This is a genomic window from Streptomyces sp. BYX5S (genome assembly GCF_054724165.1).
The window spans coordinates 3,534,552-3,548,356 of record NZ_CM138829.1; the positions used below are offsets into that span (position 1 = coordinate 3,534,552).

Annotated in this window: 12 protein-coding genes; 9 read left to right on the forward strand and 3 right to left on the reverse strand. The window is 72.8% G+C overall.

Going from position 1 to position 13,805, the window contains the following annotated elements; all coding sequences use genetic code 11:
• Positions 1-2 precede the first annotated feature (2 nt).
• From ACYBSK_RS16050 to ACYBSK_RS16060, 3 genes are all read left to right on the forward strand, one after another.
• Positions 3-704, forward strand: coding sequence for a VOC family protein (locus ACYBSK_RS16050; RefSeq protein WP_460246564.1), 702 nt, complete (start codon positions 3-5; stop codon positions 702-704).
• A gap of 60 nt (positions 705-764) precedes the next feature.
• Positions 765-875, forward strand: coding sequence for a putative leader peptide (locus ACYBSK_RS16055; RefSeq protein ID WP_457477764.1), 111 nt, complete (start codon positions 765-767; stop codon positions 873-875).
• Positions 876-983: 108 nt separating this feature from the next.
• On the forward strand, positions 984-2,444 hold the full coding sequence (locus ACYBSK_RS16060) for a hypothetical protein (protein WP_460246565.1): 1,461 nt from the start codon (positions 984-986) through the stop codon (positions 2,442-2,444).
• 50 nt (positions 2,445-2,494) lie between these two features.
• On the opposite strand, the gene ACYBSK_RS16065 is transcribed toward ACYBSK_RS16060, so the two are convergent.
• On the reverse strand, positions 2,495-3,400 hold the full coding sequence (locus tag ACYBSK_RS16065) for a LysR family transcriptional regulator (RefSeq protein WP_457477766.1): 906 nt from the start codon (positions 3,398-3,400) through the stop codon (positions 2,495-2,497).
• Between the two features lie 97 nt (positions 3,401-3,497).
• Between ACYBSK_RS16065 and ACYBSK_RS16070 the strand changes: the two genes are divergently transcribed.
• The 3 genes from ACYBSK_RS16070 to ACYBSK_RS16080 are packed head-to-tail and all read left to right on the forward strand — an operon-like array spanning position 3,498 to position 6,903.
• Positions 3,498-4,205 (forward strand): succinate dehydrogenase, encoded by a 708-nt coding sequence (locus tag ACYBSK_RS16070; RefSeq protein ID WP_460246566.1) that lies wholly within the window; start codon positions 3,498-3,500, stop codon positions 4,203-4,205.
• A gap of 5 nt (positions 4,206-4,210) precedes the next feature.
• Entirely contained in the window at positions 4,211-6,160 is a 1,950-nt protein-coding gene (locus tag ACYBSK_RS16075) for a fumarate reductase/succinate dehydrogenase flavoprotein subunit (protein WP_457477768.1), read from the forward strand.
• The gene (locus ACYBSK_RS16080; RefSeq protein ID WP_457477769.1) at positions 6,157-6,903 is read left to right on the forward strand and encodes a succinate dehydrogenase/fumarate reductase iron-sulfur subunit; all 747 of its coding nucleotides are present in this window, start codon (positions 6,157-6,159) and stop codon (positions 6,901-6,903) included. The genes ACYBSK_RS16075 and ACYBSK_RS16080 overlap by 4 nt, the downstream gene beginning before the upstream one ends.
• A gap of 76 nt (positions 6,904-6,979) precedes the next feature.
• Here ACYBSK_RS16080 and ACYBSK_RS16085 read toward each other — a convergent pair whose 3' ends face one another.
• Entirely contained in the window at positions 6,980-9,358 is a 2,379-nt protein-coding gene (locus ACYBSK_RS16085; protein WP_460246567.1) for an ATP-binding cassette domain-containing protein, read from the reverse strand.
• Between the two features lie 170 nt (positions 9,359-9,528).
• On the opposite strand from ACYBSK_RS16085, the gene ACYBSK_RS16090 reads away from it, so the two are divergent.
• The gene (locus tag ACYBSK_RS16090; protein WP_460246568.1) at positions 9,529-11,163 is read left to right on the forward strand and encodes a phosphodiester glycosidase family protein; all 1,635 of its coding nucleotides are present in this window, start codon (positions 9,529-9,531) and stop codon (positions 11,161-11,163) included.
• A gap of 41 nt (positions 11,164-11,204) precedes the next feature.
• Positions 11,205-12,191 carry an alpha/beta hydrolase gene (locus tag ACYBSK_RS16095; protein WP_457477772.1) on the forward strand — a complete coding sequence of 329 codons (987 nt, stop codon included), beginning with the start codon at positions 11,205-11,207 and terminating at the stop codon, positions 12,189-12,191.
• A gap of 14 nt (positions 12,192-12,205) precedes the next feature.
• Here ACYBSK_RS16095 and ACYBSK_RS16100 read toward each other — a convergent pair whose 3' ends face one another.
• Positions 12,206-13,228, reverse strand: a complete 1,023-nt coding sequence (locus ACYBSK_RS16100; protein ID WP_457477773.1) for an LLM class flavin-dependent oxidoreductase — start codon at positions 13,226-13,228, stop codon at positions 12,206-12,208.
• Positions 13,229-13,301: 73 nt separating this feature from the next.
• On the opposite strand from ACYBSK_RS16100, the gene ACYBSK_RS16105 reads away from it, so the two are divergent.
• A complete protein-coding gene (locus ACYBSK_RS16105; protein ID WP_460246569.1) occupies positions 13,302-13,790 on the forward strand; it encodes a phosphatase domain-containing protein in 489 nt (162 codons plus the stop codon).
• Positions 13,791-13,805: the final 15 nt, after the last annotated feature.

Sequence of the window (13,805 nt, forward strand, 5' to 3'; positions counted from 1 at the left end):
CGGTGATCCGCTGGGCGTACGCCTTCCTCGACCGGCCCCGCGCCGCCCTGGACGCGGCGTGCGCCTTCTGGGCGGGTGCGACAGGGACGCGGGTCTCCGAACTCCGGGGTGAGGGCGGCGAGTTCGCCACGCTGCTGCCGGACACGGGCGACGCCTGCGTGAAGGTGCAGGGTGTCGCGGACGGGCCCGGCGGCGCACACCTCGACCTGCTGGTGGACGACGTGGTGGCCACGAGCGAGCGGGCCCGGCGGCTCGGCGCGAGCCCGCTGCACGCGGAGCCGGGCCTGGAGGTGCTGCGCTCACCGGCCGGACACCGGTTCTGCGTGGACACCTGGCGGGGCGAGCGGACGGTCCCGACACCCACCGAGCCGGCCAACCGGCTGGACCAGCTGTGCCTCGACACGGCCCCGGCCGCGTACGACGCGGAGGTGGCCTTCTGGGCGGCGCTCACCGGCTGGCCCGAAGTCCCCTGCCGCAGCCCGGAGTTCCGCCTCCTCAAGGCCGCCCCGGTCCAGCTCCTGCTGCAGCGCCTCGACACGGCCGACCCGCCGTCGGCACACGTCGACCTGGCCTGCGCGGACGCCGACGCGGTACGTGTCCGGCACGAGCGGCTGGGGGCGCGGCGCGTCCGCGAGGGCAGGGCCTGGATCGTCATGCGGGACCCGGCGGGCGGCGTCTACTGCCTGACGCGGCGCGACCCGTAGCCGCCGGAGACCGGACCGTGCGGGAGACCTCAAGTCCGCCTCGTGGATCGGCTCTTGACGATGGTTCAGCGGACTGGTTCGATCACCCTCGTGAACCCGCGACCCGCTCTCACCCGACGCCTGCACGTCGATCTCGTGCGCGTCGCCGGTGCCTGTTGTCGCCCGAGCTGACATTCGGCGCCCGGCGCTGATTCCCGCGCGCCGCACCGCCGCACCTCCTTGTCGCGCTCCTTCCTCCCGCCCTGATGTCCCACTCCGGCTCCCCGCCCTGGAGACCTCATGCCTTCCCGCAGAACCGCGGGCGCTTCCGCGCTGCTCGCCGCCGCCCTGCTCGCCGCCTCCGCCCTCGGCGTGCCGTCCGCCGCGGCCGCCTCCTCGTACCTGCCGGCCCCGCCGCACAATCCGTACGCCGGTCCCGACGGCACCGCCACCATGCACGGCGACACCGGTTCCTCCGACCTGACGCCGCTGGCCGGGCCCGGCGCGGGCAGTCTCAGCGCGAAGCGCACCGCGCTGGCCTCGGCCTGCCCGACCGTGCTCGTCGGCTCCGACGGCTACCCGGTGGCCCTGTGCACCCCGATCTTCGGGCAGGTCCCCACGGTGCATCTGCTCGATCCCGACACCGGTGCCTCGCTGGCCGAACTCCCGCTCACCAAGGGCTCGTTGCTCGGCGGGGTGTACGCGTATCTCGACGACCGGGACCGGCTCACCGTCGTCGACGGCAGCCGTTCGCTGCTACGCGTCGGGCACCACCGCGACGCCGCGGGGGAGTGGCGCCTGTCCGTCGACCAGAGCCTGTCGCTGGCCTCCGTGATCCCCGAGGACGACGCCGTGACCGGCCTGTCCCCGGACTGGTCGGGCCGTGTCTGGTTCGCCACCGGCGGCGGCCTCGTCGGCACCGCGGACGACCGCACCGGTACGGTCCGGACCCTCGCGCTGCCCGACGGCGAGCGTGTCTCCAACAGCATCTCCACCGCGCCGCAGGGCACCGCCGTCACCTCGACCCACGCCACGTACCTGCTCACCGCCGACGGTGACGGCACCCCGCACATCACCTGGCGCCGCGCCTACGACCGAGGCCAAGCCCGCAAGCCGGGCCAGCTGAGCTGGGGCAGCGGCTCCACCCCGACGTTCTTCGGCCCGAGGACCGGCACCGAGTACGTGACCGTCGTCGACAACGCCGACACCACCGTTTCCCTCCAGGTGTACGCCACCGCCACCGGCGCCTCCGTGTGCTCCGTGCCGGTCCTGCGCTCCGGCGGCTCCGGCAGCGAGAACTCCCCGGTCGGCGCGGGCCGCAGCGTCTTCGTGGCCAGTACGTACGGCTACCCGTACCCGGCCGTGCCCGCCGACGCCGGTGACTCGGTGCCGTCCTCGGCCGCGTTCAAGGGCGGGCTCAGCCGCGTCGACGTACGCGCCGACGGCTCCGGCTGCGACCTCGTCTGGGACAACACCCTGCGGTCCGCCGCCGTGCCCCGCCTGTCCACCGCCGACGGCCTGCTGCGGACGGTGCTGCGCGACCCGGTGCTCCCCGGCACCGACTCCACCGGCCTCCTCGACCCCTACCGCTACGCCGAGATCGACCCCGCGACCGGCCAGGTCACCCGCAGCAAGCGGATCGGCATCGGCTCCCTCTACGACAGCCTCCAGATGGCGGGCACGATCGCTCCGAACGGCACGTACCTCCAGGGCACGATCACCGGGGTGGTCCGGGTGGCTTCAAAGCCCTCCGGCGATTGAGGATCGGGGCCCGGGGCGGAGCCCCGTGGCGCTGCCCCGCACCTCGCTCCTCAATCGCCGGAGGGGCTGGGCTGCCCCTCGAAAAGCATCCGCTGAAGCTCGCGCGCAGCGCGTGGCGGCGCCACGTCCGACCGGTGCGCGAGTGCGATCGTGCGACTGAGCCCCGGCCGCGCCAGCGGTGTCACCCGCAGGTCCGCCCCCGCCCGGTGCGCCACCATCCACGGCACCACCGCCACCCCGAGCCCCGCCCGCACGAACCCCAGCACCGCGTCCATCTCGCCGCCCTCCACCGCGAAGTCCGGCTCGAACCCTTCGCCCCGGCACGCCGCGACCGTCAGCTCCCGCAGGTCGTACCCGTGCCGGAACATCACGAGCCGCTCGCCCTCCAGGTCGGAGATCCGTACGGACTTCCGCCCCCGCCCCGGCGCCGCCGCGTCCTGGGACGACACCACCACCAGCTCCTCGCGCAGCAGCTCCACCGTCGTCAGGGCGGGCGCGGGCGCCGGCAGCGGCAGCACGACGAGCGCGAGGTCGAGGGCGCCGCGCGCGAGTCCCCGCACGAGGTCGTGGGAGCCGCCCTCCTCGATCAGCAGCTGGATGCCGGGGTAGCGGTCGTGGAAGGCGCGCAGCACGTCCGGCAGCAGCCCCGTGCACAGCGACGGCGTCGCGCCGAGCCGCACCCGGCCCCGCTTGAGCTGCGCCAGCTCCTGCACCTCGTGCCGCGCCGTGTCCGCGTCGGCGAGGATCCGGCGGGCGAGCGGCAGCAGAGCCTCCCCGGCGTCGGTCAGCGAGATGTTGCCCCGCGCCCGCAGGAAGAGATCGACGCCCAGCTCGCGCTCCAGGGCCCGGATCTGCTGGGACAGCGAGGGCTGCGCGACATGCACCAATTCGGCGGCGCGCGTGAAGTGCCGGGTCTCCGCGACCGCGACGAAGTACTGGAGCTGCTGGAACTGCATGAACCCCATCCTAGTTCCCTCGATAGAGAAAGCCTATGGAAATGAGGTGGACCATGTCTTGGACCGATCGGGTCCTCGGGCCCTAGCGTCTTGACCCATGGCTCTGGCAACGCGGACGGACCGACGGCCGTCCATGACGCGCACGATCTGGGACAGCTCCGTCGGCAAGAAGACCGTGATGGCGGTGAGCGGCCTCGTCATGCTGCTCTACCTGGTCGCCCACATGATCGGCAACCTCAAGATCTTCTTCGGCCCCGACGAGATCAACCACTACGCCCACTGGCTGCGCACCATGGGCTCCCCGGTGCTGCACTACGAGTGGGGCCTGTGGATCGCACGCGTGGTCCTGGTCGTCGCGGTCGTCGCGCACGCCACCTCCGCGTACCAGCTGAGCCGCCGGGACATCAAGGCACGCCCCAGCAAGTACGTGCACAAGAAGCCGCGGGCCAGCTACGCCACGCGCACCATGCGCTGGGGCGGCATCATCCTCGGCCTGTTCATCGTCTGGCACATCCTCGACCTGACGACCGGCACGGTGCACCCGGGCGGCTACGAGCACCTGCACCCGTACCAGAACATCATCGACACGTTCTCGACCTGGTACGGCAACGTCATCTACCTCGTCGCGATGCTCGCCCTCGGCTTCCACATCCAGCACGGGTTCTGGAGCGCCGCGCAGACCCTCGGGGTCGGCAGCCGCACCCGCGACCGCGTCCTGAAGACCGTAGGCAACGTACTCGCCGTGGTGCTCACGCTCGGCTTCATCGCCGTGCCCGTGGGTGTCATGACCGGATTGGTGAGCTGAGAGACATGACTGCGTACGCCGAATACACCACCGGTGAGCCGGTCGTCGACACCAAGGCCCCCCAGGGGCCCGTCAACGAGCGCTGGGACACCCGCCGGTTCGAGGCCAAGCTGGTCAACCCGGCCAACCGCCGCAAGCACAAGGTGATCGTCGTCGGCACCGGACTCGCCGGCGGCTCCGCGGGTGCCACCCTCGCCGAACAGGGCTACCACGTCGTCCAGTTCTGCTTCCAGGACTCCCCGCGCCGCGCCCACTCGGTCGCCGCGCAGGGCGGCATCAACGCCGCGAAGAACTACCGCAACGACGGCGACTCCGTGCACCGGCTGTTCTACGACACCGTGAAGGGCGGCGACTTCCGCGCCCGCGAGTCCAACGTGCACCGCCTCGCGCAGATCTCCGTCGAGATCATCGACCAGTGCGTCGCGCAGGGTGTGCCGTTCGCCCGCGAGTACGGCGGCCTCCTCGACAACCGCTCCTTCGGCGGCGTCCAGGTGTCCCGTACGTTCTACGCCCGCGGCCAGACGGGCCAGCAGCTCCTCCTCGGCGCGTACCAGGCGCTCAGCCGCCAGGTCGCCGCGGGCAACATCGAGCTGCACCCGCGCACCGAGATGCTCGACCTGATCATCGTCGACGGCAAGGCCCGCGGCATCGTCGCCCGCGACCTCGTCACCGGCAGGATCGACACGTACTTCGCGGACGCCGTCGTCCTCGCCTCCGGCGGCTACGGCAACGTCTTCTACCTGTCGACGAACGCCATGAACAGCAATGCCACCGCCATCTGGCGGGCCCACCGGCGCGGCGCCTACTTCGCCAACCCGTGCTTCACGCAGATCCACCCCACCTGCATCCCGCGCACCGGCGACCACCAGTCGAAGCTGACGCTGATGAGTGAGTCGCTGCGCAACGACGGACGCATCTGGGTGCCGAAGGCGAAGGGTGACACCAGGCCCGCGAACGAGATCCCCGAGGACGAGCGCGACTACTACCTGGAGCGCATCTACCCGGCGTTCGGCAACCTCGTGCCCCGTGACATCGCCTCCCGCGCCGCGAAGAACGTGTGCGACGAGGGCAGGGGAGTGGGCCCCGGCGGCCAGGGTGTGTACCTCGACTTCGCCGACGCCATCGAGCGTATGGGCCGCAAGGCCGTCGAGGCCAAGTACGGCAACCTCTTCGACATGTACGCGCGGATCACCGACGAGGACCCGTACAGGACACCCATGCGGATCTACCCGGCCGTGCACTACACGATGGGCGGACTCTGGGTCGACTACGACCTGTCCACCACCATCCCCGGCCTCTTCGCCATCGGCGAGGCCAACTTCTCCGACCACGGCGCGAACCGGCTCGGTGCCTCGGCGCTGATGCAGGGCCTCGCGGACGGCTACTTCGTCCTCCCGGCCACCATCAACGACTACCTCGCCAAGCACCCGCACAAGGACGAGGTCGACGCGTCGCACCCCGCCACCGTCGAGGTCGTGCGCGAGACCGAGGAGCGGCTCGCCAGGCTGCTCGCCGTCGACGGGGACCGCACCCCGGACTCCTTCCACCGCGAACTCGGCGAACTCATGTGGGAGTTCTGCGGCATGGCCCGCACCGAGGAGGGCCTGCGCAAGGCCCTCGACCGGATCCCGCAGATCCGTGAGGAGTTCTGGCGCCGCATCAAGGTGCCCGGCAGCGGCGAGGAGTTCAACCAGTCCCTGGAGAAGGCGAACCGCATCGTCGACTACCTGGAGCTCGCCGAGCTGATGTGTCTCGACGCGCTGCACCGCGCCGAGTCCTGCGGTGGCCACTTCCGCGAGGAGTCGCAGACCCCCGACGGCGAGGCCGCGCGCCAGGACGAGGAGTTCTCCTACGCAGCCGCCTGGGAGTTCACCGGCACCGGCGCCGCCCCCACCCTGCACAAGGAAGACCTGGTCTTCGAGTACGTCCACCCCACTCAGCGGAGCTACGCATGAAGCTCACCCTGCGCGTCTGGCGCCAGAAGAACGCCGACGCCGAAGGCGCCATGTCCACGTACGAGGTGGACGGGATCAGCCAGGACATGTCGTTCCTGGAGATGCTCGACACCCTCAACGAGGAGCTCATCCTCAAGGGCGAGGACCCGGTCGCCTTCGACCACGACTGCCGCGAGGGCATCTGCGGCGCCTGCTCCCTCGTCATCAACGGCGACGCGCACGGCCCGGAGCGCACCACCACCTGCCAGCTGCACATGCGGTCCTTCCGGGACGGCGACACCATCGACATCGAGCCGTGGCGCGCCGCCGCCTTCCCGGTCGTGAAGGACCTGGTCGTGGACCGCTCGGCCTTCGACCGGATCATCCAGGCCGGCGGCTACATCACGGCCCCGACGGGTGCGGCGCCGGAGGCGCACTCCACGCCCGTGCCCAAGCCGGACGCGGACTTCTCCTTCGAGCACGCCGAGTGCATCGGCTGCGGCGCCTGCGTGGCCGCCTGCCCGAACGGCGCGGCCATGCTGTTCACGTCGGCGAAGATCAACCACCTGAACGTGCTGCCGCAGGGCGCGCCCGAGCGCGAGACCCGCGTCCTCGACATGGTGGGGCAGATGGACGAGGAGGGCTTCGGCGGCTGCACCCTCGCCGGTGAGTGCGCCACGGCCTGCCCGAAGGGCATCCCGCTGTTCTCCATCACCAGCATGAACAAGGAGTGGCTGCGCGCGAACCGGAAGGTCAGCCGCTGACCACGGCACGGCGATAGGCGTCCCGCGAAGAGCGCGGGGTGGGCGGGACCGGTGTGGTGCTCAACCTCCGGTCCCGTCATCGCGTTCGCGTCACCCTTCGCAGATACGGAGCGGTCCGGCTCTCCGCGTCGGCGGCGACCGTCGCGGGCGTCCCCGCCACGACGATCCGCCCGCCCGCGGCCCCGCCGCCGGGACCCATGTCGATCACCCAGTCCGCCCCGGCCACCACCGCCATGTCGTGCTCGACCACGACGACCGAGTGCCCGGCGTCGACGAGCCCGTTCAGCTGCCGCATCAGCACCTCCGCGTCGGCCGGGTGCAGCCCGGTCGTCGGCTCGTCGAGGAGGTAGAGGGTGTGTCCGCGTCGTACCCGCTGCAACTCGCTGGCCAGCTTGATGCGTTGGGCCTCGCCGCCGGACAGCTCGGTCGCGGGCTGCCCGAGCCGCAGATAGCCGAGACCCACGTCGAGCAGGGTGCGCAGACTGCGCAGCACGGGCCGCGCGGCGTTGTCGCCCGTCGCCTCGAAGAACGCGGCCGCCGACTCCACCGTCAGATCCAGGGCCTCGGCGATGTTCCGCCCGTGGTAGGTCACATGGAGCGTCTCGGGGTTGTACCGGGCGCCCCCGCAGTCCGGGCACGGCGTGTACGTGCTGGGCAGGAACAGCAGCTCCACGCTGACGAACCCCTCGCCCTGACAGGTCTCGCAGCGCCCGCCGGTGACGTTGAACGAGAACCGGCCGACGCCGTAGCCCCGCGCCTTCGCCTCGTCGGTGCCCGCGAACAGCTTGCGCACGACGTCGAACAGGCCCGTGTACGTGGCCAGGTTGGAGCGCGGCGTGCGTCCGATGGGCTTCTGGTCGACGACCACGAGACGGCCGACGCCCTCCAGCTCCTCGGTGATCTCGCCGATCAGCGTCGACTTCCCGGAGCCGGAGACGCCCGTGACGGCGGTGAGCGCGCCGAGCGGGAACGCGGCGGTGACGTCCCGCAGGTTGTGCCGGGTCACCGGGCCGACCTTCAGCCAGCCGGTGGGGGTGCGCACGTGGCGTTCGGGAGCCGGTTCCTCGTCGAAGAGGAAGCGGGCCGTCGCCGACCGGGCCACCCCGCGCAGCCCCTCCACCGGACCGCTGTGCAGCACCCGGCCACCGTGCTCCCCGGCCAGCGGGCCCACGTCCACGAGCCAGTCGGCGTGCCGCATCACGTCCAGGTGGTGCTCGACCACGAACACGGAGTTGCCCGAGGCCTTGAGCCGGTCGAGGACGGTGAGCAGCGACTCGGTGTCGGCGGGGTGCAGCCCGGCCGACGGCTCGTCCAGCACGTATACGACGCCGAAGAGCCCGGACCTCAACTGCGTGGCCAGCCGCAGCCGTTGCAGCTCGCCCGCCGAGAGGGTCGGGGTGGACCTGTCCAGGCTGAGATAGCCGAGCCCCAGCTCGGTGACCGTCGCGATCCGGGACCGCAGATCGCCGGTGAGGACGCGGGCCGTCTCGGAGGTGTCACCCGCCGTGGCGAGGAGCTCGGCGAGATCCGCGAGCGGCACCCCGGCGAGGTCCGCGATCGTACGGCCCGCGAACGTGACGGCCAGGGCCTCCGCCCGCAGCCGCGCGCCCCCGCAGACCGGGCACGGCGCGCTCTCCAGGAACCGCTCCGCCTTCGCCCGCAGTGACTGGCTCTTGGAGTCGGAGAACGTCTTGAGCACGTACCGGTTCGCGCTCATGTACGTGCCCTGGTACGGGCGGTGGATGCGCCCCGCGTCCCGCACCGGGTGCACGGTCACCACGGGCTGCTCGTCCGTGAACAGGATCCAGTCCCGGTCGGCCCGCGCCAGCTCCCGCCAAGGCCGGTCCACGTCGTAGCCCAGGGCGTCGAGGACGTCGCGCAGGTTCTTGCCCTGCCAGGCGCCGGGCCACGCCGCGATGGCGCCCTCGCGGATCGACAAGGACGGGTCCGGGACCAGCAACTCCTCGGTGGTGCGGTGTACTTGGCCGAGCCCGTGGCACTCGGGGCACGCCCCGGCCGCCGTGTTCGGCGAGAACGCGTCCGAATCGAGGCGCTCGGCGCCCTCCGGATACGCACCGGCCCGCGAGAACAGCATCCGCAGCGAGTTCGACAGCGTCGTCACCGTGCCGACCGACGAGCGCGACGTCGGCGCGGAGCGGCTCTGCTGGAGCGACACCGCGGGCGGCAGACCGCTGATCTCGCCGACCTTCGGGGCGCCCACCTGGTGGATGAGCCGGCGCGCGTACGGAGCCACCGACTCGAAGTAGCGGCGCTGCGCCTCCGCGTAGATCGTGCCGAAGGCGAGCGAGGACTTCCCGGAGCCCGAGACACCCGTGAAGACCGCGACGACGTCCCGCGGGATGTCCACGTCGACACCCTTGAGGTTGTGCTCGCGGGCGTCGCGCACCCGCACGAGGCCGGCGTGGCGGGGGTCGGTCGAGGTGGGGTCGTGCATGGGGCGGGCTCCCGGTCGTACGGCGTTCACTGCGTCGCCCTCCATGATCCACCCCCGGCGCCGCGGCGGCGCCACGGAGAACGCCCGATGAATGACGCGCACATGCCTTGACGGGTGGTCGCGGGCCCCCGCACCGTTACGGAGGCCGTCGTCCGATCAGTGGGGGGTCCGTGAACGGCAGACTGTTCGGCGCGGGAGCGGCGATGTGCGCGCTCGCCCTCGTGGGCGCCGCGCCCGCACCGGCGTCACCGGCCCCGTCGGCGCCCCGGCACGGGCTGCCGCTCGGCGCGTCCGACCTGACCGAGACCCGCACCACGCGCACGCTGCAACCCGGCGTGACCCTCACCCGGATCGTGCGCGGCGCCGACGCCCCGGCCATGGCGTGGACCGTGGAGGTGTCCATCCCGGGCGGTGCCGGATCGCCCGACCCGGACGCGCCGCCGACCGCGCTGAAGGACGAGGCGAGCGCCGCGGAACTGGCCTCCGAGCTGCGGGCGAAGGGCTTCGAGGCCCGCTCCGAGCGGGTCACCACCGCGGCCACCGCCGACTACGCGGGAGGCACGCTCGGCTGGCGGGTCCGTGTCGGCTCCTTCCCGGCCGAGGCCGCCGCCACCGCCGAACGCGCCCGGCTGCGGGCCGCCGGATACACGGGGTCCGCCTGGTACACGGGCTGGGACGGCGACGCGGGGGACCGCGGGCCCTGGCGCGTCGACGTGCTCACCGTCGACCCCAAGACCTTCCGCGGCGACCTCAGGGCCTCGTACGGCCCCGATCTGGAGAACCGCGAGACGACCAGCGCGCTGGCCGCCGCCGAAGGGGCGACGGCCGGGATCAACGCGGGTTTCTTCGTCCTCGACCCCAAGGCGGGCGCCCCCGGTGACCCGGCGGGCGTCGGCGTCTACGGCGGGCGGGTGCTGAGCGAGGCGGTGAACGGCCGGCCCGCGCTCGTCGTCCACGACTCCGCGCGCGGCACCGCGGTGGAACGCTTCACATGGCGGGGCCGCGTCACCGTCGGCGGCGCCTCCCTGCCACTGGACGGCATCGACCGCGTCCCCGGCCTGATCCGCAATTGCGGCGGCACCGCCGACGACACCCCCACCGCACTCCCGCTGCACGACACGACCTGCACCGACCCCGACGAACTCGTCGCGTTCACCCCGGAGTTCGGCAAGGAGACGCCGAAGGGCGAAGGCGCCGAGGCCGTCCTGGACCGGACCGGCCGGATCGTCGAGGTGCGCTCCCCGCGCGGCGGCGCCCTGCCCGCCGGAGGCCGCAGCGTCCAGGCCACCGGCGCGTACGCGGACCGGCTCACCGCCCTCGCGAAGGTCGGCCGCCCGCTCACGGTCCGCGCCGGGCTGAAGGACACCAAGGGGCGCGCCCTGAACCCGTCCCGCACGACCAGCGTCGTCAACGGCGGCCCCGAACTCGTCCGCGACGGCCGCCCGCACGTCACCGCGGCCACCGACGGCATGGTCCAGCCCGGCAACCCGAGCTTTTACTACGGCTGGGTGCACAAGCGGAACCCGCGCACCCTCGCCGGTACGGACGCCGCCGGACGCACCGTCCTGATCACCGCCGACGGCCGGAGCACCGCATCGCTGGGCCTGAGCATCAACGAGAGCGCCGCGGTCGCGCGGTCCCTCGGGCTGCGCGACGCGATCAACCTCGACGGCGGCGGCTCGACCACGATGGTCGTCGGCGCAGCGGTGATCAACGACCCGTCCGACGCGGCCGGTGAACGCCCCGTCGGGGACGCCCTGTTGGTGCTCCCCGGTGCATCCGGTACAGATTCCGGTACGGACTGACGCGGGCGCCCGCCGCCCCGAGGGACCACGAGGGAGCCGCCATGACCGTCGCCCCGCCCCGCAGAGCTGGACGCCTGCTGCTCGTCCTGGCCGCCCTGCTGCTCTGCTTCGGCGCGTCCCCACCGGCCACGGCCACCACCACGGCGCGCCCCGCCGCCGAGGTCGTCGACGTCACCCGGGTCGCCGACCGCCAGGTGGACCTGTCCGTACGCGCGTCGGCGCTCGGCGGCCGCACCGTGAACGTCCGCCTGCTCACACCCGACGGCTGGGACCCGGACGACCGCACCCAGCACTGGCCCACCCTGTGGCTGCTGCACGGCTGCTGCGGCGACTACACGTCGTGGACGACCATGACGGACGTCGCCTCCGCCGAGAGCCTGCGCGACGTGCTCGTCGTCATGCCGGAGGCGGGCTGGAACGGCTGGTACAGCGACTGGTGGAACCACGGGCAGGGCGGCGACCCGGCCTGGGACACCTTCCACACCCGCGACCTGCGCCGCCTCCTGGAACGCGACTGGGGCGCGGGGAACCGCCGCGTCGTCGCGGGCCTGTCCATGGGCGGCCAGGGCGCACTCCTCTACGCGGCCCGGCACCCCGGCATGTTCCAGGCGGCCGCCGCCTACTCCGGGTCCGCGCACCCGCTCCTGAACGACGAGTCGACCGACCGGATCATGGGCTTCTTCGCGGGCCAGGGCAACGATCCGCTGCGCGTCTGGGGCGACCCCGTGGCCCAGCGCGACATCTGGGCCGCCCACGACCCGTACCACCTGGCGAAGCGCCTCAAGACGCTGCCCGTGTACCTCTCCTGCGGTGACGGCACCACGGGCCCTCTCGACGCGCCGGGCGCCACCAGCGCCCTGGAGGCCGACTTCAACCGCCAGAACCACGCACTGGCCGACCAGTTGCGCAAGGCGGGCGCCACCCACCTGACCACCCACTTCTACGGCCCCGGCACCCACACCTGGCCCTACTGGGAACGCGAACTGCATTCCTCACTGCCCATGCTGCTGAGGGCCTTGCGGCCCTGAACCCGCCGGACGCGTCAGCGGGACGGGCCCCCGCCCGGCGTGAGCCGCGCGATCCGGGCCAGGCGGCGGAAGGACTCCAGCAGGGCCTCGCGGTCGTACGTGCTGGTCGTCACCAGCACCTCCTGCGCCCCGCTCTCCTTGATCACGGTCTCCAGCTCGGCCGCGACCTGCTGCTCCGTGCCGGCGATGTGGCCGCGCAGGCCCGACTCGTAGAACTCGCGCTCCTTCGGCGTCATCCCGGCGGCCGCCACGCGCTCCGCGGGCGGCAGCGGCGGGAACGTGCCGTGCGTGCGCGCGTGCGCCATCGACCAGGCCTCGGGGATCAGCAGGCGGCGGGCCTCCGGCTCGCTGCCCGCGACCGCGACGGTCCCGGAGATCACCACGTACGGCTCCGCCGCCCACGCCGAGGGGCGGAACTCGGCGCGGTAGCGGTCGATGCCGCGCAGCATCCTGTCGCGGGAGCGGAAGTCGCCGATCACCATCGGCAGCCCGGCGCGGGCGGCGATCGAGGCGCCCTCGCCCATCGCGAGCACGAACGGCGGCACGCCCAAGCCCTCCGAGGGGCGGGCGTGGACGCGCGTCGGCGACGTGCCGGTGAAGAACGCCAGCAACTCCTCCAACTGCGCCGCGAAGTCGTCGGCGTCGTCCTTGTCGCGGCCGAGCGCCTTGCGGACACCGCCCGTGAAGCCGACCGACCGGCCGAGGCCCATGTCGATCCGGCCGGGAAAGAGCGACTCCAGCACCCCGAACTGCTCGGCCACGACCAGCGGTTGATGGTTCGGCAGCATCACACCGCCCGTGCCGACGCGGATCGTCCGGGTGGCCGCGGCGACGGCCGCCGCGAGCACGGTCGGCGCGGACCCGGCGACGCCCGGCACACCGTGGTGCTCCGAGACCCACAGGCGCTCGTAGCCGAGCCGCTCCAGGTCCTGGGCCAGGGAGACGGTGTCGCGCAGCGCGTCCTGGTCACGGTGGCCCTCGCGGGTGCGGGAGCGGTCCAGGACGGAGAAGCGGGTCGATTCGATCACGGTGCTCACACTGTGTTCAACGCCGTGACGCCCCAAGGATTCCCGCCACGGGCCCACCGCCCGTCCGCTTAAGGTGAACGGCATGGCCCGCGACGAACGCCCCCTCGCCGTCTTCGACCTCGACGGCACCCTCGCCGACACCGCGCACCGGCAGCGCTTCCTGGAGCGCGCGCCGCGGGACTGGGACGCGTTCTTCGCCGCCGCGCCGCACGACCCGCCGCTCACCGAGGGCGTCGCGCTCGCCCGCGCGTACGCCGCCGACTGCGAGGTCGTCTATCTGACCGGGCGCCCGGAACGGTGCCGCGCCGACACCGTGGCCTGGCTCGCCGCGCAGGGCCTGCCGGACGGGCCGGTCCACATGCGCCGCAACGACGACCGCAGGCCGGCCCGGTACGCCAAGCCCGACATCCTGCGCCGTGTCGCGCGCGGCCGGGAGGTGCGGGTGTTCGTCGACGACGACGAGCTGGTCTGCGACGCGGTCGAGCGCGCCGGATTCACCGTCGTACGGGCCCGCTGGGCGAGCACGTCGGCGGCGCTGAAGGACGCGCAGGAGCGCGAGGGACGTACGTGAGCGACCGGGGGCGGC